Below are 20,246 nucleotides of genomic sequence, written 5' to 3' on the forward strand. Positions count from 1 at the left end.
CTATGCTTGGCTGAGTGCTGGTGATTGAGTTTGTGTAGGGGGTAATTGCTAGTTTGCATCCTCGTGAAGGGCAAGGTAAGGTAGCTTGGAATGGTAAGCAACCTTGGTGGTGACTGACTTGTGGAAGATAGACTCGAAAAAACTGTAGTTGCGGCTCATGAGGGCAATCATGTCGGCGCGGTCTTCAGCTGCAAACTGTAAAAGGGTGTCTTCGACGTTTTCGCCACTGAGTACTTCGAAACGGTGGGAAATGCCTTTGAGGTATTCGGAGATGCGCTGCTTGGCTTCGATTACCGTTTGATTATCAATGCCATAATTGACAATTACATGAGCGATTACGACTTCTGCATTGAAGATGGAGGCGATTTCGGCAAGCTGGATGAGGGCGGTACCGTTGCGCTTTGATTTGAAGTCGGCACCAAAAACAATCTTGCGGATATTTGAGAAGTGTGAGCCGGCAGGTATGGTAATAACGGGTACTGTGACGCTCTGAAGGATAGAGGCAGCATTTGAGCCGATGAGGATTTCTTCTATACCACTGGCGCCTTTGGTGCCGAGGATTACCATGTCGGCGCCTTCATCTTCCACAGCTTTTTTCACTAAGCGAATGGGGTTGCCTACCAGACACCGTGTTTCGTAAGGTATGCCAGCGCTTTGAAGCTTTTCTTCCACTTTTTTCATCCCTGCTTCGGAGTTTTCCTTCATGATTTCGAGCAGGGAGTGGGTCATAACTGTCTCGGCGTAAGGCAAATCGTAAGCATTTAGAGCGATTATTTTAGCACCGGTTTTCTTAGCGAAGTCGATAGCAAAGTCGAGGGCCTTGTCAGCGTTGGCGGAATAATCTGTTGGGAAAATGATTGTTTTCATACAGGTCGATTAACTAAAGACGAAGGTAGTGCTCTTGAAAGTACGGATTTTATGATAATTATCAACACTTTTAGGTGGATTTCTTAAGAACAAGGCCCTTTAGATAGCGGCCTTCGGGGTGGTAGATGCTGACCGGATGATCAGCCGGCTGATGGAGGCGGTGTAAAATCTGAAAGTCGATGCCTGTGTCCATAGCGGCTGATGTGACGGTATTGAGGAAGAGCTCCTCTGAGATGTTTTGAGAGCATGAATAGGTCATGAGCAGCCCCCCGGGAGCGAGTTTGCTCATGGCAAGGGCATTCAGGCGTTTGTAGCCGATTACGGCATTGTGGGTGACGCGGTGGCTTTTTGCAAAGGCAGGTGGGTCGAGTACGATGATGTCGAAAGTGCGTTCGAGGTGGGTGAGGTAGTCGAAGGCATCGGTAGCCAGGGAGGTGTGCTTGCTAAGATCAAGTTGATTGATTTCCAGATTTTTTTCCAAGAGGTCGATGGCGCGCTGGCTAATGTCGAGCGATACTACTTCGCGGGCACCGGTCGCAATGGCATAGATACTGAAGCCACCCGTATATGAAAAGGTATTGAGAACCGACTTGCCAGTACAAAGCCGGGACAAAAGTTTTCGATTTTCGCGTTGGTCGATGAAGAAACCGGTTTTTTGGCCTTGCTGAAAGTCAATTAAAAACTTGTGGCCATATTCGCGGGCTATGATTTGTTTGGTAGGCTCGCCTACTGCCCATTGATTTTCAAGCGTGGCGTCGTGCAATGCGTCGGCGCTTTTGTCGTAGATGGCAGTAAGGCGGCTGCCCAAATGGCGCTGAAGTGCACCATAAATGCTCTCTCGTGCATGATACATGCCCAGGTGATGGCACTGCACGATGCAGTAGCCAGCGTAGTAGTCCACTACAAGTCCAGGTAATCCGTCACCTTCGCCAAAGATGAGGCGGAAGCAATCGGTTTCGGCTGATGAAAAGAAGCCGAGTTGTTCTCGCGTGTGAATGGCGGCTTTGATTTTTTGGTCAATGAAGTACTCTACGGGTAGTTTTTCTGTAGTCCAGCTTAAAATTCGAACGGCGATGCTTCCGCTAGAAAGAAATCCGATACCACGAATAGTGCCTTTAGCATCAGCTATAAACACTGGTGTGCCTTCGGTGGCTGACTTTGGAATGTTTCGCAAAGCCCCACTAAAAATCCATGGATGCCGCTGGAAGAAAATTTTTTCTTTTTCCGGCTTGATGTGGACTACAGGATAGTTTGGTAAAAAAGGTTTCAAAACTGTGTGGCTATTTTTTTGAGTTCTACAAAATCAGGAATTGACTTACTCGTGAGGTAGTAGATATCGATGGAACGGGTGTAAAAATGGTGGTCGATGCCATTAGTAATCAAGATGGCTGGACTTTTAAACCTTTGATTATAGCGCAAGGCCTGGGCAAGGACTTCCTCGTTGAGCAGAACATCGGGACTTTTGCACTCGGCCAGCAGCAAGATGCCCTCAGCGCCAAATACGGCCAGGTCAAATCGCTTAGCGAGACCATAGAGTGAAAAGGCTTTTTCAAGAGCAAGGGTCACAGGGGGAAATCCGCGCGAAAGAAGTTCTGCTACGAGGTGCTGCCGCACCCACTCTTCAGGAGTAAGCTGGAGCCAACGACGGCGGATGACGTCGTACACTTGCCAGCCGTCGGGTACACTTCTGAAGGCGTGAGGGGGAGGTGAATGGAGATTTAGCGGTCTAAAATCGTCGAAAACATCCTTCATTCCACCATCAGTAAGCAAGTGTAGCATTGGTCTTTTCAGCTATTAAATGCAGCTTATCTGTAGCCATAGCGCTTTAGCTTTTTGGTGTCAAAGCGCCAATTGGGATCGACTTTTACGTAAAGCTCCAGGTAGATTTTTTTCATGAAAAAATGCTCGAGTGCCAATCGTGCGTCGGTCCCAACGCGCTTGAGAGCACTCCCACCCTTACCAATGATGATGGTCTTTTGTGTTTCTCGCTCAACGATGATCATTGCCCTTATGCGTATGATGTTTTCTTCTTCTTTGAACTCCTCAACTACCACCTCACAGGCATAGGGGATTTCCTCTTTATAGTGCAGCAGGATTTTTTCACGTATCACTTCTGATACGATAAAGCGCTCTGACTTGTCAGTGAGCTGATCGGTATCGAAGTAGGGAGGGTGTACAGGGAGCAGTTCCAGCAGTCGATTTTTTAATTCAATTACATTAAATCCGTGTAGTGCTGAGATAAGCCAAATTTCAGCTTTAGGAACGGTTGACTTCCAATATTCGGCCTCGGCTAGGGCCTCTTCTTGTGCAATGGTGTCCACCTTATTGATGGCAATAATCAGGGGCACTTCACTTTGTACAATGGCTTCAAAGAGCTCTTTATTCTTGGCCTCTCTTTCCCCAGGCACAGCCAGGTATAGAGCTATGTCGGCATCTTCAAGGGCTTCTTTTACAGCATTCATCATGGTTTCTTGCAAGGCATATTTAGGCTCGATGATGCCAGGTGTGTCAGAGAAGATCATTTGATAGCCGGGTTCGTTCAATATACCAAGCATCCTAACGCGTGTGGTTTGGGCCTTGGGAGTAACAATGGCGAGGCGCTCGCCCAGCATGGCATTGAGCAGGGTCGATTTGCCTGCGTTTGGATTGCCGAAGATGTTTACGTATCCAGCTTTAAATTGTGTGGTGTCAGAATTTTCCATATCAGGGCAAAATTAACCGAAGTTTCTCGGCATCTACATTTCCGCCGGTGAGTATTACAGCCACCTTCTTGCCTTTAAACTTATCCTTGTGTTTTAGCAACGCTGCCACTGGCACGGCGCAGCTTGGTTCGATTATTAGTTTTAGGTAGAAAGTAATCCAGCGCCAGGCATCGATGACTTCTTCTTCAGTTACGGTCAGAATGTCGTGAACGTATTTACGAATGACATCAAAAGTGATGTCGCCGAGCGAGGTGCGTAGTCCGTCAGCAATTGTGTTAGCTGCTCCTACAGGTATGAGCTTACCGGCATGAAAAGACTGATACGCATCGTCAGCGTTTTTCGGCTCACAGCCTATCACTTTGGTTTTAGGTGAGAACTGGTGTGCAGCGAGGGCAGTGCCTGAAAGCAGTCCGCCACCACCCACAGGCGCCAGTATGAAGTCAGGTTCAAATCCTTCTTGAAGGATTTCGAATGCACAAGTTCCTTGCCCCTCGATAATGTCCCAATGGTTGTACGGGGGTATAAAGATAGCCCCTGTGCGCTCCACAACCTGTTGAAGTGTTTCTTCGCGAGCCTGAAGGGTAGGCTCACAAAAAGTAATTTCACCGCCCCAAAAGCGCACAGCATCCACCTTTGTTTTAGGGGCAGTCATTGGCATAACCACATGGGCCTGGGTGCCAAAAATTTTTGCAGCCCAGGCAAGTGCCTGTCCATGATTGCCACTGCTGTGAGTAGCTACGCCTTTTTCTAGAAGATTTTTTTGGAGTTTACTCAGAGCATTTGCAGCTCCCCGTGCTTTAAATGCATGAATTTTCTGTAAATTTTCGCATTTAAAAAAAGTAGTATTTTCTAAAAAATTATTGATGTAATCATCTGTTATTAATGGCGTTCGAATAATTATATTATTTATTCGATGATGTGCTTCTGCAATGTTTATTTTCATGTTGATTGCTGTTTTCAATTTCAAAAAGCAAAGTACATAAAACTCTACTTTTGTAATGAGTAACAGTGTTTTAATGGACGAATTTGTTTTAAATCGCGCTAAGGGTGCTCTCTACGCAGTAATAAATGCGGCTCACGATGTTTTGCAGTGTAATGAAGCTTTTAGAAGTTATTTTCAGATAAGAGAAAATTTTTCGGGAAAAATTGAAGATTTATTTGCCAAACAAGAGCATGAAAAATTAAGACAAATTGTATCAAATGTACTTCAATATGACGATCATTACACCAATTTAAAATTTGGCATAGCATCAGAATCATTCGAACAGAATCAAGGTGTGAATTGGGAAATCTATAGAATAAATTACAAGGACGAAAATTGTGTATTCTTTTTCGGGAGTTTATTGTGTAAAAAAGATCATATCCTACTAACTGAAAATTTAAATAAACTTGAAGCTATCCTTACCTCTACAAACGAAAGCAGTATCATAATATCGAAAGATAATCGCGTGGAATATTTCAGTGCTCACGCGTACAATGAAGTAAAGCAATTTTTTGGCAAAGAAATAAAGGTTGGTGATGATTTTGATCAATACATAATACCTGATTTGCGCGAGCTTTTCTACGAAAAATTTAATGAAGCACTATCGGGTAAGGAAATATTTTACGAAATAAATATTCCAGTAGGCGATGGGGATGGTTTGTGGTTTTTTATAAAATTTGTTCCAGTGCGTTCGAGCGATGGAACTGTAGGAGCTGTACTGTATTCAGCTCGAAATATTGACGATATTAAGAAATATGAATCGGAACTTACAAAGCAAAAGTTTTATCTGAAATCGATGTACGAAAGTACCGATACAGCTATAGCCATTTTTGACAGAAATTTAAAAATGATTTATGCAAACAAAAGAGCTTATGAATTGACTGAAAGTAAGTTTGGTAAGAAAATTAATAAAGGAGATTTTGTCCTTGATTTTATCTATCTGGATAGTCTTGAATTTTTTAAAAGCCAAATTGATAAAGCTCAGCAAGGAGAAATAGTGATTTTTGAATTTAATGATGGAGATGAATTCTGGAAATTCAAAATATTTCCCATACTCGATGAAAATGGAAGTAATTTAGGTATTTCTATTCATATTTCTGATATCACTACTATTAAAAATTACGAGAAAAAAATCATCGAACAAGCCCAATTTTTAAAAAAGTTAGCCTGGTCGCAAAGTCATGAATTGAGAGGTCCTTTATCTACCATTTTAGCAATAAGTGAAAACATAAATGATATTAAAGACAACGATTTGAAAGAAATAGTTCTCAGTAAGTTGAGAAAATATGCCGAACAAATGGACCACATTGTAAAATCAACGGTATTGAGCATCAATCAGCTTTCTGAGAAATTTGATATTTGAAGGTCAATAGGACAGGGCGCTTTTAAAATCATACAAATGAGTGAGGGAGGCTCCGGTGGGCCTCCCTCTACTTTTGGACAAAATCCTTAAAATAATGAAAACGCTAATCAAAACCTTTGTAATTTTAATCATGCTGCTCGTTGTAAGTGTTCAAGGCCTCTTTGCACAAGACAAGGCCCTGGAACAACAGTTGAACCGTGCTGGATTGAAATTCAGCTACGATAATAACTCGAGGAAATACAAATTGGTTTTTGATTTAAGTGACGGCCGGTCTCAGGTAGTTTTGATCAATGGCTGGACGTACGATTTAGGTGGCTTTCAGATTCGCGAGATATATTCTCCTGTCGCTACACTCCAGAACAAAACCGATTTTTCTCAGCGGGTTCTTTTCAACTTGCTCGAGAAAAATTTTGATTACAAGATTGGCAATTGGCAGATTCATGGTGGTGAGCCTCCTTTCATCTTGCAATACTCTATAAAAATCAATTCTGACATTAATGACGATGTAATTAGGGAGCTTTTGTCATTTGCCGTAAAAGTAGCTGATGCTATGGAAAAAGAACTCACCGGTACAGATGATTATTAAAAAGCATTTTCAATTGTAAATATCTGCTTAGATGAAAGTGGGGGAGGTGATTGCCAACAGATATGAGTTGGTCGCCAAGTTGGGCAGTGGAGGTTTTGGAGCTGTATGGAAAGCCAAAGACCGACTGGCTGGAAATATCGAAGTCGCCATAAAAATCTACGCCCACGAGACTGGACTCGACGATACTGCTTTGGCTCAGTTTCAAAAAGAATACACGTTGGTAATGGATCTACATCATCCCAACCTTCTGACGGCCAAGCATTTCGATATTTGGGAAAATCGCCCCTTCCTCATCTTTCCACTGATGACTGGTGGTAGCTTGTATCAAAAGATCCTCAATTCTGATGGGCTATCGGAAGATGAGATCGCTCAAGTGCTCTATCAAGTGGCCGATGGTTTGAGCTATTTGCACGAGAATGATGTGATTCATCAAGATGTAAAGCCTGATAATGTACTAATCGATTCCAAAGGACGGTATTTGCTTACCGATTTTGGCATCAGCAGTCGCATGCGAAGCACGCTTCGAAGAGCCACTGGTGTACAAAATAGCAAAACCGTATCTTTTGCTCCACCTGAGCGCTTCGGTAGCAATCAACAAATAGTACCTGAAGGCGATATCTTTTCACTTGGAGTGATGGTGTACGAAATGGCCACCACCTCATTGCCTTGGATGGGTATGGGTGGCATGCACCTAATGCCCCAATCAGAGTTGCCCACCTTGCCAGAGCGGTACTCAGCCGGTCTGAATGCTCTGATGGGAGCAATGTTAAATTATTATCCTTCAAAACGCCCTACTGCTCAGCAGATTAAGGCTGTTGCTGCGCATTATTTGGAGAGGGGAATTTGGAAAGTGGATGATATTTTAAAAACTCCCCAATCCGGAAGCCAACAAATGCATTTTGGAAGAGCTACGAGTGTATTTGAGCCAACAGACTCCTCAATATCGCAGAAATCGACAGGCTCCAGCGAAAAGAAAACTGTAATTTCATCGCCAATTGCGGCTGAAGATCGCTCCATTAACGGCGATCAGAAAAATCAAGACTTTCAAACCCATCACTCAAAACCAAAGGGTCGCAAAGCTATGATGGCTGCAATTATCGCTGTTGTGGTACTTGTAGGGGCTTTAGTTGGCTGGATAAAATACAATAAAGCTCAAGAAATCAAGCAATTTGAAACGTTAAAAGCCAATGTAAGTCAACTAATCGCTTCAAAGCAGTTTAAAAATGCCTATTTCTACACAGATTCCTTATTGGCTCTTTCAAATTACAGAAATTCAGATGAACTTAAATCTCTACAACAGCTGGCTCTCGATAGTATGGCTGAAAATTTTAAAAAATCTCAAGTGCTATATAGGTTGAGTTTTATCATACAAGACAAAGAGGATATGAAGAGCCATCTCGAAGATTTGTTAAAATTCACCATTAACCATGATACCATTGAAAAATACAAAAAAATACTCGCCGATATTTCGATCGATGCTTCTGAAAAATTGACTCCACCAGACCAACTATTTGGAGATAACAAACAAAAGCCTGAATCTACAGCCACTCGGAAACCCTCCGCACAGGCATCATCTACTTCTGCGCCCGCAGTTGCCTCTTCACCAAATCGAAGTACGGTAGCCCCAGCACCGTCTTCAGCATCAGCATCATCGACTTCATCAGATATACTTACCTTTTTTGACGACAAGGGAGCTACAATTACTGCCTTTAAAGTTGGCCGACTCTATTGGATGGTGACTCGCTCAAATCCCACCGTGCTTCGAAATGGTTCACTCATCCGCCAAATTACCGACCGCGAAGAATGGAATAGCACCTTGGCACCAGCTTATTATTTGCACAACGGCACTTACTTGTATAACGGCATAGCAACTAATGGAGGCAAGATCTGTCCGGAAGGATGGCGATTGCCAACTCAATCTGATTGGGAGAGTTTGATTAAATCACTTAACTCTTCACCAAGTGATCTCTTAGATCACAGGAAATTCGGGTTAAAAACTGTAGGCTATCGCGGTGCCGATGGACAGATGAAAGAGGGAGGATATGCCTTCTTTTGGGTAGCAGATCAAGCAGCAGCTAACTCCGGTGGTAAATTTGCCATTTACCTATCAGTAGGCGATGGCAAAGTTTACTACGACTACGAGCGGCTCATGGGCGATTGGGGACACACTGGCTTACAGTGCAGATGCGTTAAAGAGATTTAAGTCAATAAATCTCTCAAAGCGTCCTCTAATTCAGAAAATTCAAAGGAAAAGCCTTCGTTGAGTAACCGCTTCGGAATGACGGCACTTCCTTCTAATGTAATTGATGCCATTTCGCCTAACATCAGGCGAAGCATAAAGGCAGGCACTGGAGGAAAAAAGAAAGGCTTGCCGAGTACTTTAGCAATTGTGTGCATTAGTTCTCTATTGCTTACCGGACTGGGGGCTGTCGCGTTATAGATGCCTTTCATTTCTTCTTTCACCACCGCTTGCACATAAATATTGACTAAGTCGCGTATGTGAATCCAGCTTACCATTTGTTTGCCACTGCCTATGGGCGAACCGATGCCTAATTTCACTGGAAGCAGCATTTTCTTTAGGGCGCCACCCTCGGGGTCGAGCACAATTCCCGTTCTGATTTTTACTACTGATACGCCATTTTTTTCGTATTCATCGGCTGCAGCTTCCCAAATTTTTACTACCTCAGCCGGAAAGTCACTACCTGTTTGTTGAGAGTATTCATCGTACAATCCATCCGGATTTTGAGGATATATGCCAATGGCTGAAGCGGTTATAAATCTTTTTAAACCACTTTCAATAGCCGGTTGTAACAGCATCTGTGCACCCTTAACCCGAGAGTCGATGATGCTCTTTCGCGCTTTGGGCGTCCAGCGCTGAGCTATAGTACTGCCAGCTAGGTGAATGATTGTATGTATGCTATTAAAAACATTTTTGTTGATTTCACCCTTCTCCGGGTTCCAGTAAAAGGTGTTTTCATCTTCCTTACCACTGGTGGTGAGGGTTCGAATGGTATAACCAAATCTCTTGAGCTCAGGAATCAAATGCCTGCCAACCAAACCAGTGGCGCCTGTAACGAGTATGGTACGCGACATACTTCTTTAAATCTAAGGCCTTTTAATTTGTTTATCAGGCAAGAATTTTTTTGGTTTCGTTGATCATCTTATTTCTAAGCGCATCGCTCACAGGCCAGAGAGGCAGGCGCAAATGCTCTTCGATTATTCCCAAATACGCGAGCAAAGCTTTTATACCGCCCGGATTTCCCTCAGCGAAGAGCAATTTTGTGATTTCGAACAACTTGTAGTGCTTTTCGCGAGCTTCTTTAATGTTGCCTGCCAAGGCATCGCGCACCATTTGTGAAAAGATGTGGGGAAAACCTTGTCCTGATACACTGATCACTCCATCACCTCCTATTGCTATGATGGGTAGAGTGAGATTGTCATCGCCTGAAAGTACCAAAAAGTCCTTACGTCTGTCGCGGATGATGGTCATGATTTGCTCCAGATTGCCAGATGCTTCTTTGACTGCTACAATATTTTTAAAATCAGCCTGAAGACGAAGTATAGTGTCAGCTAATACATTCGACGAAGTTCGACCTGGTACATTATAGACGATCAGGGGTAGAGGAGAAGCTTCAGATAGGGCTTTGTAATGCTGATAAATGCCTTCTTGCGTAGGTTTATTGTAATAAGGTGAAACACTTAAAATAGCTAAAACCCCTTTTTGTTCAAAAGCTTTCAGTTGTTTTACCGCCTGTGCTGTGTTGTTTCCACCAATGCCAAAAACCACCCCGGCTTTTCCTTCGCACATTTCTAAAGCAATTTCAAGCAACTTTTTCTTTTCGTCGCTGTCAGTTGTTGCGCTTTCGCCGGTTGTTCCGTTTACTACTACGTATTCCACACCTCCGTCGATCACGTAGTGCAGCAGTTTTTTAAAGGCTTGATAATCAACATCACCCGTAGCAGTAAAGGGGGTGATCAGCGCTACGCCAGTTCCTTTTAATGCATTCATTTGTAAATTCTATTAATTAGTTGGATAAAAGTAGTAGCAGATTTTTGTAAATCTTCCTCTGGGGTAAATTTTAAAATAGCCGACTTTGATGGCAATTTTCCGATGTAAATTAGGGAAGTTGTGCTAAAAACACTCTCTACGAAGCGAAGTATGGACGAATCATTTCCTAAATAGATCACTTCATCGACTGTTGAAATATCAATCTTTAATCTTTCGAGGAGTGATTTTGGAATAAATCGATATAGAAAATGAACCTTTATTTCCTCGTTTTCAACATTCAAGACGTTTTGTTTTGTTGGAATTAAATACACTTTTGAATTTTCCAGAATTTTACTTGCCTTGAGTTGATTTAAAAATTCTGAGAATTCTTCATCTGAAAAAATAACAATATTCTTTCCCGAAAAAGAATTGTAAGTCTTTACTTCTTGTTTTAAAAGGGACATTAAAAATTAAAATTTTATGAACGAATACGCAGCTCTGAATCCTAAATATCTGTCTTGTATGTAAGAATCAAGCACAGAAAATCCTGATGCTTTATTGGTCATCATGGAATTGGAGAAAAGCTCCAATTGAAGCACATAATCGTTTTTAAATCGCACTTTGTATCCAATTCCAATATACCAACCTATGGAAAGATAACTGTAAGGATAAAATTCGAAATCATTTGTAAAGTTTCGTACATTATTTAATCTTGTTTGAAAAACATTAAAAGATGGTGCGATTTTAATGTAAGGACTTGTCTTATTTTTTCGCATGTACTTGCCAAAAGAACGCAGATGTAACTCAGCATTCGGTAAAATTTCAATGTTTGAGATAGATACTTGCCATGTATTGTTTTCTGCACGTCTGTAGGCATTTTTGAGGTGTATGTATCCTGCATCTATGCCAAGATGAATTCTATTGAAAAAAGAGTTTTTTAAAGAACCTCCAAATCCAATGGAAGGAGAGAAAGCGTAATTGCCTGAACTCGCAAAACCTGAGTGAATTTGTGAAGATATATATACGCCTGAAGTCCAATATTTTAAATTAGGCTGCGCAGCAAGGGGATAAATAGATATCGAAAAAACAACAAGGAGATTTCGAAGGATTTTCAATATCATTTTACATTTAAATTTTTACCAAAATTGTATCTCGATAAAATAAATCTTATTCCCCCGTAAGTGTCGTTAAAGCTGTTTACTCTTTTATCTAAATAGCCATCTAACAAATCTCGGTTTGTAAAGTGAAAAAGACCTTCGACACTCAATGAATAGTTATAGCGTATTCGCAACTTTAAACCTATTCCGACGAAGTAATTGACAAAAAAATACATTTGATCTTTTCTTTCAAATATATTTTCATTGAGTATTTTAGGTTGATGTAAGGTAGGATTGACTATGCCAAATCCAAATCCAAATTTTCCATAGGGTGCCCACTTTGTGGTATAAAAATATTTGCCAAATCTTCTTGCAATAACTTCGTTTACAAGATTGAATTGAACAATATGACTGGTAAATTCAAATGGTCTGGTGACAACCCGGTGATTTGCCTCATTTGCATATAAAATGCCGTAAGACATTTCAGTCCCAACGATGTAAATGGGAGATAAACCTTTATAATAACCTACTCCTAATGTAGGTCGCATTTCTTTAAGAATATTATTAGGATTCGAATAGTTTGGTGTTACATCACCCGAGTAATTTATTGTGCCGATCATTATTCCAAACTGCTCATACTTATAACCAGATATTTGACCGTTTGTAAACAACGTAAAACTGATCAAAATGTATGAAAAGAGATATTTTTTCATATCAAAATACCAGTTTTGAAATACCTAAAATGATAGAAATATATTGATCGTTTTTTGGAGTTTGTATACTATTGTCAATAAATCCATCCATTTTGTCAGTGCCTGTGTAATGTCTGGTGAATTGCAAAAAGAGTGAAGTTCGGTAACCAACGCGCGTTTTTACACCATAGCCGTAGAAGATGTTGTAACTTCCATACGTGTATGGGTGAAGTTCTATGGATTCAGGCAGATTCACAGTATTTTGACCTCTACTGCTTACCACGAGTGCCCCAGCGCCTACTTTGAAGTAAGGAGCTAACTTATTCTCCCAGTGCCATTTGCCGTAGCGCAAAAAATTCCACTCAAGGCTTAGATTAATATCAAAACTCTCTGAATACACATTCCAATTTCGCTCTGTTCTTCCATAATCAGTGTCTTTTACGATGCAGTTTCCATAGCTTGTTTCAATACCATAGCTAAACCAAGGAACTGGATTATTTCGAACGAAACCCGTTAAACGAGGTCCTGCTTCATTAAAAAAATTTCCTACTGAAAAATTCTCATTTAAATCGCCTTGGTAGTGATAGAGACCTGCACCAGCGCCCCATTCCCAATATTTGGTTTTTTGCCCAACTAAAAGCGTAGGGACTATCAGCCAATACACAAAAAGGATATTTTTAAAACGCATATCTTCTACTTATGGTAGGCAAACATACTTTAAGAAATTCGGTCTCTCTTAAATACGAAATGAAATTCACTGGACAAATCAAGGTCAAAAGTATAATTTTCGTAGTCGAAATACTGTAAATTTTCTGCCATTTCAATTTTATTTTTTATTATAAACCTAGCCATTAATCCACGTGCTTTTTTCAGAAATATGTTGACGGGTTTGTACTGATTTTTCACTCGGTCTAAAAAAGTACAATCATATACCGGAATATTAAGTCTTTTAAAATCAATCGCATCTGAATATTCCTTAGATGCAAGGTTTACAATAAAAGTACTTTCGTTTTTTGCCACGTAGGTTGTTAGGGTTTCTTGCCAAAATTCATACAGATTTCTGCTGTCACCTACAGTCAAATCGGTGCCCATTTCTAATCGGTAAGGGAGCATAGCATCAAAAGGCCTGAGTATGCCATACAATCCGCTTAAAATCCAAATATTGTCTTCCGCAAATTGCAAGTCCGATTCGTCGAGCGTATAGGCATCAAGACCTCGATACACGTCACCTGAGAAAGTAAAAAGTGCTGGTGTACCTTCTTTTCTAATGCCTTCTACTGTCCAGGCTTGATTGCGCTGGTAGTTGAGTTCAGCTAATTTGGCATTGATGTCGTGCAGCTGGGCGAGTTCTGGTGGTGTTTTGGTTTTTAATTCTGCGTGAATTCTTTGGCTTTGTTCCAAAAATTGTGGAACAGATTTAGCCCTTTGATTCACTTTTGCATTCAAATTTTTAGAGGGTGACAATAAGATTTTCAATGTTTCACAAATTTTACTTGCAAAAGTACATGACCATAGGATTAGGCACTTATTTTGACACGATTTGTACTAAGTGTTTTCCATCAGTGCGATCAAAAAACTATTGATTGAGATGAATAAATCTTTACTCCTAGCGCTTTTTTCTTCTTTTCTCGTTTTTGGGGCCTGCAGTGGCTCAAAGCGCTACTATAAATATGGCAGAAAACTCGAAAGTGCCGGACTTATTGCTGAGGCAGTCAATAATTACATGGAAGCTCTTCGTCGTAATCCCTCAAATATCAAAGCTCAAATTGCACTTTCAAACGCAGGGAAGATGTATTTGGAGCAGATATTATCAGAATTTTATGTAGCACATACTGCAGGCGACCATGAGAGGGCTGTGATGCGCTACCAGGGTGCTTTACGACTGGATCGAGATATGAAGAATTTGGGTGTAAACTCTTCAATTTCGGATCATTACAGGCAAATGTACCTTCAGAGTGAGCGCATTTTTGTGCAGAAAGTAGTGGAGCGGGCAGAAGATCTACTAGCCGAAGAAAAGTTTGAAGAAGCTGAAGCTGAGTTAAATAAGCTTAGTGAATTGAGTATCAGAAATGAGGAACTGAACAATTTGAAAACTTTAGCTCGGGCAGAACCACGATACAGAAGTGCCATGCGAGCCTATAACGAAGGAAAATTCCGTACTGCTTATTATGGATTCAAAGAAGTGGAGTCCATTAGACCCGGGTACAAAGACGCACAACGCATGATGGATCTTTCGCTCGAAAAGGCTCTATTTGTAATAGCTATCATGCCTGTTGAAACATCTGTAAATGCGAATGGATATGACCAACAAATCGTAAACGCCATCATTAATCAGATTCTTCGGTCAAATAACCCTTTTGTAAAAGTAGTGGATCGCCGTCGTACAGAAACCTTGATGCGCGAGCGAAACCTTACACTACTGAATGCAATGCGCACTTCGCGCGAGACAGGAGATTTGCTCGGTGCAAATGCTTTGCTCTTCTGTAAAATAACCGACTGGCGTACGAAAGAGGGACCACTTCAGCGCGAAGTAAGACCCGGCTATATGGGCAGAGAAATTAAAACCAAAAATCAAGAAGGTGTGGAAGTACGAACAGTAGAATACAGCAAGGTGCAGTACACAGTATTCAGTCGTGAAAATGAAGTGAGATGCTCTTTTAGTTATCAACTTGTAAGCGCTGAAACCGGTGAGGTGCTCGTGTCAGACGTACTCGAAACTCGGCAAAGCGACCGAGTTGAATATGCTGTATATCAGGGCGATACAAGGCTTTTATACCCTGGTACATGGCAAAGCATCAATAGACCTCATCCCTCTGACCGCATTGACAACAGTCCACGCGCCAAGCGAGAGCTCGATCAATTGTTAAGAGCTAGACAAACAGTTGCAGATTTATCAACCTTACAGGAGAGGCTACTTCAAAACATCAGTTCTCGAGTAGCAAATTCAATTTTAGCGTTTAATCCGGAGAAATGAGATTTGTTTATTTTTTGATTTTCACAAGTCTTTTTGTCTTTGTTGGTTGCAAAAGCAAAAAGAAAACAGCAAATAACGACGTAAGACCAGCACCTGCATGGATTTCGACTAAACCCGCTGATCCATTCTATTATCATGGAATTGGCGTAAGCCCTAAATACGCTTACAGTGCCAACTACGACTACAAACAAGTGGCTAAAAACAACGCATTGAATGACTTAGCAAGCGAAATTTCTGTAAAAGTCAATGCATCATCTCTTTTAAGTCAGGTAGAGGTAAATCGCCAGTTCAGTGAATCGTTTGTATCGAACACCCAAGTTACTTCAACTGAAGATTTGGAAGGCTTCGAACTTGTGGATACCTATGAGACGTCAACACATTATTACGTATTCTATCGCCTTTCTAAAGAAGAACACGAACGACGAAAAGCCCTTAAAAGAGAACGAGCTCTTGCAGCAGCGGCTGATTTTCTCTCAGCTGCTGAAGATTTCAGAAACAAGAGAGATGCTTATCAAGCTTACATATTGTACATCAAGTCAATGGAGGCCATTAAGAGCTTCTGGGCCGAACCGCTGGAATACACCTATCAAGGAAACCGCATTTTTTTTGGCAATCATTTGATTTCCAGAATTATTAGCTTTTTAAATGAACTTCAAATTCAGTCGCCCCTAAGACAGATTCAGGTAACAAGGGGAAAATCTATCGACGATGAGCAATTTGAGATTTTTGTAACCTTACAAAACATTCGTCAGCCTTCTATTCCGGTCAGATTATCGTATTCAGGAGGGCGACTGCGAAATCCGAATCAGAAAACCAATGTATCGGGAGCAGTATTGGTTGACTTGGGTCGCGTAACCTCAACCGCTCAAAGAGAGCGCATCACAGCAGCAATTAATGTAGAGGCATGGACTTCTGAGGCCACTCAAAATCAGCAAATTATTGCTCTTATGAATCAACTGCGACTCAGGCCTTTTGTTTTAGATGTCGTCGTACAGAGCCCTACATTTTTCTTTATTTCGGATGAGCGGGCTTTTGGCAGGTCATTTTCCTCTGCCGTTCTTACTGATGCCTTAAAAATGGAATTGGCTAAAGATCAGTTTCAATCTACATTAAGTGCCGATAATGCTGATTTTATCGTGTCGATCGCATCTGATGTTGAAGATGCTGGCTTCATCAATCGAATGAGCAACGTACAACTATCCTTCAGAATTCAGATAACTGATCGAAACAACAACGTAATTTACACTCGAAGTGTAAAGAACATCAGGGGAATACAAACAGATGAGCAATCAGCTGCACGCGATGCATACAACAAGGCTGTACGCCTGATTCAGAGAGAATTGTATTTGGAAATTCGAAGAAGCTTTATCGAATGAGGGCAAAATCATCTTTCCAACCAAAGATGGCTGTTCGTACTCCAATGTTAAACCAATTCATTGAATAAGCCTTTAGAGAGGGGTGAGTCATGTTAAAAGATTCATTTCTCCATGTGTAGCTCGCCTCTAACCGCATATTGACAACAGGCTGAAGGACGTAAGCCACTCTAAAAGTTGCCTGTATGATGGCTCTTTTAACCGGCGAGCCTATGTAATATCCGAGTTGTCCGTTGCCAAGTTCTTCATAAGACCTGCGAATGTCGTTGCCCCAATTTGCTGTAGAGGTATCAGTACCTCTAAAACCCACATTGAGTTTTGCTAATGCTTCCCATCTTTTGTAGGAGTAATGCCCTAACAAGACGGTTTCCCTAAAATTTGTTTCCCAAGGATGCGCCAGCGGTAGGCCCAAATGCTCATAGTTCGTAATAGTACTGCGGTGGGCGTACATAAAAGGTCTGGCTTGATTGACCTCAGCCAAAAGGAAAAGGCGTTGCAGACCGAAGGCTTTAGGGTAGCGAATACCCAGTTGCCATGCGAAAAAGTTCATGTAATGCCCTTGTGAGAGTTTACCTAAACCTTCGAACGAAAAATCGTCGAAGGCTATCTGAGTATAAGCTGTTAAGCGTTTGAAAACTTTGTATGAAGCTCCTACACCAATCATCGCATTACCAGTGTTAAAACCGCGGTTAGCCTCCAAGGCGCGGTAGAGAATGATGGGATTCAGAAAATTTACGTCAAAGCCACGCTGAATCCCAAGTGTATCAGATCCTAAGACAATGCTTTCAAAAAAGCTGAGATTAAATTTATTAGAAATATTCCAACTCAAATAATGCATGGCTGAATATTTGGGTAAGAACCTTCCAGAGGTCATAAATGAACGTGTGATGTCGCTCATAGCCGTGTAGAGATTGACATACTTGAATTTCCAGACAGTGGTTTCGATTCGAAAGAATCCATAAGGGATTGTATGGTCATCGAGAAATAAAGAGCGATATCCCTCACCGAAGAAGTGATTTCCATGACCGGCACTAAAGTTAAAAAATCGACCAGCATTGTACGATACTTGACCTAAAGAGAAAGGAAAGTCAAATCCACTTCTACCATACCCTCTGTGAAGGGTCCACCCAAAGGCAGAACCTTTTTGACGAAAATATTCGTTCATAAACTCAGGAAAGTATCCTTGATTTTCAATAAAAAACGTTTGGAATGTGAGATTATTTCCGATTTTTCCATCTACCGTAACACCTCTGGAATTGAGGTAGGTTTGTCGTTGGGTAAATGCGTCTCTTCCAATTTGTAGATGAAGTACAGGATTGATATAAAAGGCGTAATCCTTTGATTTAGCAAAAATCAAATCCTCCCTGAGCAATTTTTTATCAATCCATCTCGTGAAGCGTGAAGATTTAGATGGATCAATGGAAGAAATTCCATACAACTGCTTGTAAGATTCCAAATCGGCTTTTACATACGTTCGACGCTGAGGCCAAACAGATGTGTGAATTTGTTCTGAGGGCTCAGCTTTGTCAAGGATAAAAATTTTAGTTTCCAGATTTAAAGGGTGAAATTCGTATCTACCTTCTAATGAGCTTTGAGCATAAACGTTACTCAAGAAAATTAGTAATATGATTAAAGTAGATAGGAGATGCGTGTTGAGTGGAAAATTTCTTTGCAAGGTTATTTGTCTAACTTCGAATAAACGGAATTGTTGCTCTTGTACTCCTGAACGATTTGTTTTATAGCTCCCACTAGCGAGAAGTCATCACCACTCTGTAATTTCTCTTCAAGATTTTTTAGCTGGTAGGTCAACATCTCAAAATCAACATTTGCATTTTTTGCTTTCATGATTTTAGGGTGGTGTGTAGGCAGGTTATTCTCTTTATCGGCAAGGAGTTCTTCGTAAAGTTTTTCGCCAGGACGCAGTCCCGTGAATACAATTTCGATGTCTTTACCCAAAGTTAATCCGCTGAGTTTGATCATTTTCTTGGCTAGATCGACAATTTTTACCGATTCACCCATATCAAAGACAAAAATTTCACCTCCATTTCCCATAGCTCCGGCTTCGAGTACCAGATTACAAGCCTCAGGAATGGTCATGAAATAACGAGTGATTTCTGGGTGTGTGATGGTGATTGGACCACCCGCTTCGATCTGTTTTTTGAAGAGTGGTATTACGCTGCCATTGCTGCCGAGTACATTGCCAAAGCGGGTAGTAACAAAGAGGGTGGCGCAGCTCGAACATTGACTTAGCGATTGAACGTACATTTCGGCTATTCTCTTGGTTGCCCCCATTACATTGGTAGGGTTAACAGCCTTGTCGGTACTTACCATCACAAATTTGTGCGCGGCATATTCCACAGATAGATCTGCCAACAGTTTGGTGCCAAATACATTCACACGCACAGCCTCATACGGATGATCTTCCATTAGAGGCACATGTTTATAGGCAGCGGCATGAAATACTATCTGAGGTTTGTATTTTGAGAAAAGGAGATTCATTCGCTGCTCATTGGTAATGTCAGCAACGATGTATTCAATTTGCACCCCTAGTTTTTCTACAGTAGTTTTTATCTCATAACTCAGGTCGTAAAGGGCACTTTCAGCCTGATCAAGTGCGATGAGTTTTTTGGGTTTATAGTGAATAACCTGACGTAGAATTTCACTGCCGATTGAACCAGCAGCTCCGGTGATCAGAATTACCTTCCCGTTTAATTCTTTGTTTACATTCGTTGAGTCTAATGTAATGGGTTCTCTTTCTAAGAGATCTTCGATACGTACATTTTTTATTTGTTTTGAAGTCAAAGCACCCTGAATCCACGACTTAGCCGGAGGAACAACTTTAACCTTGAGGCCTAATTCCATACCGACCTCAATGAGTTGTTTCCTGCGCTCGAGCGATAGATTTTGAACGGCAATGATGAGTTGATGGATGCGTTTTGATTGAATAAATTCTTTTTTAAGAGCTAATTCAGGTTTGTATACAGGTATACCATCTTGCAATTTACCATTTTTCGAAGGATTGTCATCCAAAAAGGCAATTACTTCATAATTTTTTGTCACTTCTTTTAGGAGGGTTTGACGTGTTAATTCACCCATAGCCCCTGAACCAAAAATTAATACCCGGATACGCCTTAATCCATTAGTTGATTTTTTGAAATTTAAATATGCTGATTTGATCATAAATCTTACGGCTAAGAGCGATAATAAAGTGAGCAAATAGTGCAGTACTAATGTGTTTCTTGAAATATCGACCTGTATAAACTTAAAAGAATCTAAGAGATATGTGATCAGCAATAAAGCTGCAAATCCAAATGTAGAAGCTTTAAAAATAAGAAAAGCATCTCTAAGCCCTGTTTGCCGAATGACGCCTTTGTATGAATCATTGAATAAAAAGCTCAGGAGATATGTTAACCCTATAATCAGAGCCACCTCAATACCAAAGGAGGTATGCTGCATCAAGAGGATGTCAAAATTGTTTTTGATGAAAACTGCGACTGGATAAGTGAAAAGGACGATAAAAACATCAAAAACAAGAATGAGCCACTTTGAGATAAATCGATCTGAAAACTTTGTCAAAAGGGACTCAATCATGATATACTATTTGTACAAATGTATTTACAGT

Annotated in this window: 19 protein-coding genes; 5 read left to right on the forward strand and 14 right to left on the reverse strand. The window is 41.0% G+C overall.

The annotated features are described in order from the left end of the window. Nucleotides 1-48: 48 nt before the first annotated feature. The 5 genes from EIP89_RS01750 to EIP89_RS01770 all read right to left on the reverse strand — a co-directional run bounded on the left by EIP89_RS01750 (nucleotide 49) and on the right by EIP89_RS01770 (nucleotide 4,512). Nucleotides 49-867, reverse strand: a complete 819-nt coding sequence (locus EIP89_RS01750) for a universal stress protein (protein ID WP_124396938.1) — start codon at nucleotides 865-867, stop codon at nucleotides 49-51. Between the two features lie 70 nt (nucleotides 868-937). Then, the gene (locus tag EIP89_RS01755) at nucleotides 938-2,137 is read right to left on the reverse strand and encodes a class I SAM-dependent rRNA methyltransferase (protein WP_124396939.1); all 1,200 of its coding nucleotides are present in this window, start codon (nucleotides 2,135-2,137) and stop codon (nucleotides 938-940) included. Next, nucleotides 2,134-2,646 carry a type I restriction enzyme HsdR N-terminal domain-containing protein gene (locus tag EIP89_RS01760; RefSeq protein ID WP_124396940.1) on the reverse strand — a complete coding sequence of 171 codons (513 nt, stop codon included), beginning with the start codon at nucleotides 2,644-2,646 and terminating at the stop codon, nucleotides 2,134-2,136. Before EIP89_RS01760 ends, EIP89_RS01755 begins: the two co-directional genes overlap by 4 nt. A 26-nt stretch (nucleotides 2,647-2,672) precedes the next feature. Next, nucleotides 2,673-3,569, reverse strand: coding sequence for a GTPase Era (gene era, locus EIP89_RS01765; protein WP_124396941.1), 897 nt, complete (start codon nucleotides 3,567-3,569; stop codon nucleotides 2,673-2,675). A gap of 1 nt (nucleotide 3,570) precedes the next feature. Next, nucleotides 3,571-4,512 carry a threonine ammonia-lyase gene (locus tag EIP89_RS01770; RefSeq protein ID WP_124396942.1) on the reverse strand — a complete coding sequence of 314 codons (942 nt, stop codon included), beginning with the start codon at nucleotides 4,510-4,512 and terminating at the stop codon, nucleotides 3,571-3,573. 55 nt (nucleotides 4,513-4,567) lie between these two features. Between EIP89_RS01770 and EIP89_RS01775 the strand changes: the two genes are divergently transcribed. The 3 genes from EIP89_RS01775 to EIP89_RS01785 all read left to right on the forward strand — a co-directional run bounded on the left by EIP89_RS01775 (nucleotide 4,568) and on the right by EIP89_RS01785 (nucleotide 8,703). After that, nucleotides 4,568-5,914 carry a PAS domain S-box protein gene (locus EIP89_RS01775; protein WP_124396943.1) on the forward strand — a complete coding sequence of 449 codons (1,347 nt, stop codon included), beginning with the start codon at nucleotides 4,568-4,570 and terminating at the stop codon, nucleotides 5,912-5,914. A gap of 94 nt (nucleotides 5,915-6,008) precedes the next feature. Then, nucleotides 6,009-6,500: a hypothetical protein gene (locus EIP89_RS01780; RefSeq protein ID WP_124396944.1), complete on the forward strand. Its 492-nt coding sequence runs from the start codon at nucleotides 6,009-6,011 to the stop codon at nucleotides 6,498-6,500. 31 nt (nucleotides 6,501-6,531) lie between these two features. After that, nucleotides 6,532-8,703: a protein kinase domain-containing protein gene (locus tag EIP89_RS01785; protein ID WP_124396945.1), complete on the forward strand. Its 2,172-nt coding sequence runs from the start codon at nucleotides 6,532-6,534 to the stop codon at nucleotides 8,701-8,703. Here the strand turns inward: EIP89_RS01785 and EIP89_RS01790 are convergent. From EIP89_RS01790 to yaaA, 7 genes are read right to left on the reverse strand one after another with little or no spacing between them, the layout of a single operon-like run. Next, the gene (locus EIP89_RS01790) at nucleotides 8,700-9,593 is read right to left on the reverse strand and encodes a TIGR01777 family oxidoreductase (RefSeq protein WP_124396946.1); all 894 of its coding nucleotides are present in this window, start codon (nucleotides 9,591-9,593) and stop codon (nucleotides 8,700-8,702) included. The genes EIP89_RS01785 and EIP89_RS01790 overlap by 4 nt on opposite strands. Before the next feature lie 34 nt (nucleotides 9,594-9,627). Continuing rightward, nucleotides 9,628-10,509, reverse strand: a complete 882-nt coding sequence (dapA, locus tag EIP89_RS01795) for a 4-hydroxy-tetrahydrodipicolinate synthase (RefSeq protein ID WP_124396947.1) — start codon at nucleotides 10,507-10,509, stop codon at nucleotides 9,628-9,630. Next, nucleotides 10,506-10,952, reverse strand: coding sequence for a hypothetical protein (locus EIP89_RS01800; protein ID WP_124396948.1), 447 nt, complete (start codon nucleotides 10,950-10,952; stop codon nucleotides 10,506-10,508). The genes dapA and EIP89_RS01800 overlap by 4 nt, the downstream gene beginning before the upstream one ends. A 6-nt stretch (nucleotides 10,953-10,958) precedes the next feature. Next, nucleotides 10,959-11,609: a hypothetical protein gene (locus EIP89_RS01805; RefSeq protein ID WP_124396949.1), complete on the reverse strand. Its 651-nt coding sequence runs from the start codon at nucleotides 11,607-11,609 to the stop codon at nucleotides 10,959-10,961. Beyond that, nucleotides 11,606-12,298 (reverse strand): DUF6089 family protein, encoded by a 693-nt coding sequence (locus tag EIP89_RS01810; protein ID WP_124396950.1) that lies wholly within the window; start codon nucleotides 12,296-12,298, stop codon nucleotides 11,606-11,608. Before EIP89_RS01810 ends, EIP89_RS01805 begins: the two co-directional genes overlap by 4 nt. A gap of 1 nt (nucleotide 12,299) precedes the next feature. Next, on the reverse strand, nucleotides 12,300-12,941 hold the full coding sequence (locus EIP89_RS01815; protein WP_148086778.1) for a DUF6089 family protein: 642 nt from the start codon (nucleotides 12,939-12,941) through the stop codon (nucleotides 12,300-12,302). 53 nt (nucleotides 12,942-12,994) lie between these two features. Beyond that, a complete protein-coding gene (gene yaaA, locus EIP89_RS01820; RefSeq protein WP_160160487.1) occupies nucleotides 12,995-13,753 on the reverse strand; it encodes a peroxide stress protein YaaA in 759 nt (252 codons plus the stop codon). Between the two features lie 112 nt (nucleotides 13,754-13,865). Here yaaA and EIP89_RS01825 point away from each other — a divergent pair, with 112 nt between their 5' ends. After that, entirely contained in the window at nucleotides 13,866-15,251 is a 1,386-nt protein-coding gene (locus EIP89_RS01825; RefSeq protein WP_124396953.1) for a tetratricopeptide repeat protein, read from the forward strand. After that, entirely contained in the window at nucleotides 15,248-16,627 is a 1,380-nt protein-coding gene (locus EIP89_RS01830; RefSeq protein ID WP_124396954.1) for an LPP20 family lipoprotein, read from the forward strand. Before EIP89_RS01825 ends, EIP89_RS01830 begins: the two co-directional genes overlap by 4 nt. Here the strand turns inward: EIP89_RS01830 and EIP89_RS01835 are convergent. Beyond that, nucleotides 16,617-18,236, reverse strand: a complete 1,620-nt coding sequence (locus tag EIP89_RS01835; protein WP_124396955.1) for a hypothetical protein — start codon at nucleotides 18,234-18,236, stop codon at nucleotides 16,617-16,619. The genes EIP89_RS01830 and EIP89_RS01835 overlap by 11 nt on opposite strands. A 65-nt stretch (nucleotides 18,237-18,301) precedes the next feature. Next, nucleotides 18,302-20,215 (reverse strand): polysaccharide biosynthesis protein, encoded by a 1,914-nt coding sequence (locus EIP89_RS01840; protein ID WP_124396956.1) that lies wholly within the window; start codon nucleotides 20,213-20,215, stop codon nucleotides 18,302-18,304. Nucleotides 20,216-20,246: the final 31 nt, after the last annotated feature.

The sequence above is a fragment of the Thermaurantimonas aggregans genome, from assembly GCF_003851885.1.
Taxonomy (GTDB): domain Bacteria; phylum Bacteroidota; class Bacteroidia; order Flavobacteriales; family Schleiferiaceae; genus Thermaurantimonas; species Thermaurantimonas aggregans.

What these genes read in the sequence shown, in the direction of transcription:
- EIP89_RS01775 (WP_124396943.1), top strand. Translation starts at nt 4,568, where the DNA reads ATGAGTAACAGTGTTTTAATGGACGAATTTGTTTTAAATCGCGCTAAG.
- EIP89_RS01800 (WP_124396948.1), bottom strand. Translation starts at nt 10,952, where the DNA reads ATGTCCCTTTTAAAACAAGAAGTAAAGACTTACAATTCTTTTTCGGGA.
- EIP89_RS01825 (WP_124396953.1), top strand. Translation starts at nt 13,866, where the DNA reads ATGAATAAATCTTTACTCCTAGCGCTTTTTTCTTCTTTTCTCGTTTTT.
- EIP89_RS01750 (WP_124396938.1), bottom strand. Translation starts at nt 867, where the DNA reads ATGAAAACAATCATTTTCCCAACAGATTATTCCGCCAACGCTGACAAG.
- EIP89_RS01840 (WP_124396956.1), bottom strand. Translation starts at nt 20,215, where the DNA reads ATGATTGAGTCCCTTTTGACAAAGTTTTCAGATCGATTTATCTCAAAG.
- era (WP_124396941.1), bottom strand. Translation starts at nt 3,569, where the DNA reads ATGGAAAATTCTGACACCACACAATTTAAAGCTGGATACGTAAACATC.
- EIP89_RS01810 (WP_124396950.1), bottom strand. Translation starts at nt 12,298, where the DNA reads ATGAAAAAATATCTCTTTTCATACATTTTGATCAGTTTTACGTTGTTT.
- EIP89_RS01785 (WP_124396945.1), top strand. Translation starts at nt 6,532, where the DNA reads ATGAAAGTGGGGGAGGTGATTGCCAACAGATATGAGTTGGTCGCCAAG.
- EIP89_RS01805 (WP_124396949.1), bottom strand. Translation starts at nt 11,609, where the DNA reads ATGATATTGAAAATCCTTCGAAATCTCCTTGTTGTTTTTTCGATATCT.
- EIP89_RS01790 (WP_124396946.1), bottom strand. Translation starts at nt 9,593, where the DNA reads ATGTCGCGTACCATACTCGTTACAGGCGCCACTGGTTTGGTTGGCAGG.
- EIP89_RS01780 (WP_124396944.1), top strand. Translation starts at nt 6,009, where the DNA reads ATGAAAACGCTAATCAAAACCTTTGTAATTTTAATCATGCTGCTCGTT.
- dapA (WP_124396947.1), bottom strand. Translation starts at nt 10,509, where the DNA reads ATGAATGCATTAAAAGGAACTGGCGTAGCGCTGATCACCCCCTTTACT.
- EIP89_RS01830 (WP_124396954.1), top strand. Translation starts at nt 15,248, where the DNA reads ATGAGATTTGTTTATTTTTTGATTTTCACAAGTCTTTTTGTCTTTGTT.
- EIP89_RS01770 (WP_124396942.1), bottom strand. Translation starts at nt 4,512, where the DNA reads ATGAAAATAAACATTGCAGAAGCACATCATCGAATAAATAATATAATT.
- EIP89_RS01760 (WP_124396940.1), bottom strand. Translation starts at nt 2,646, where the DNA reads ATGCTACACTTGCTTACTGATGGTGGAATGAAGGATGTTTTCGACGAT.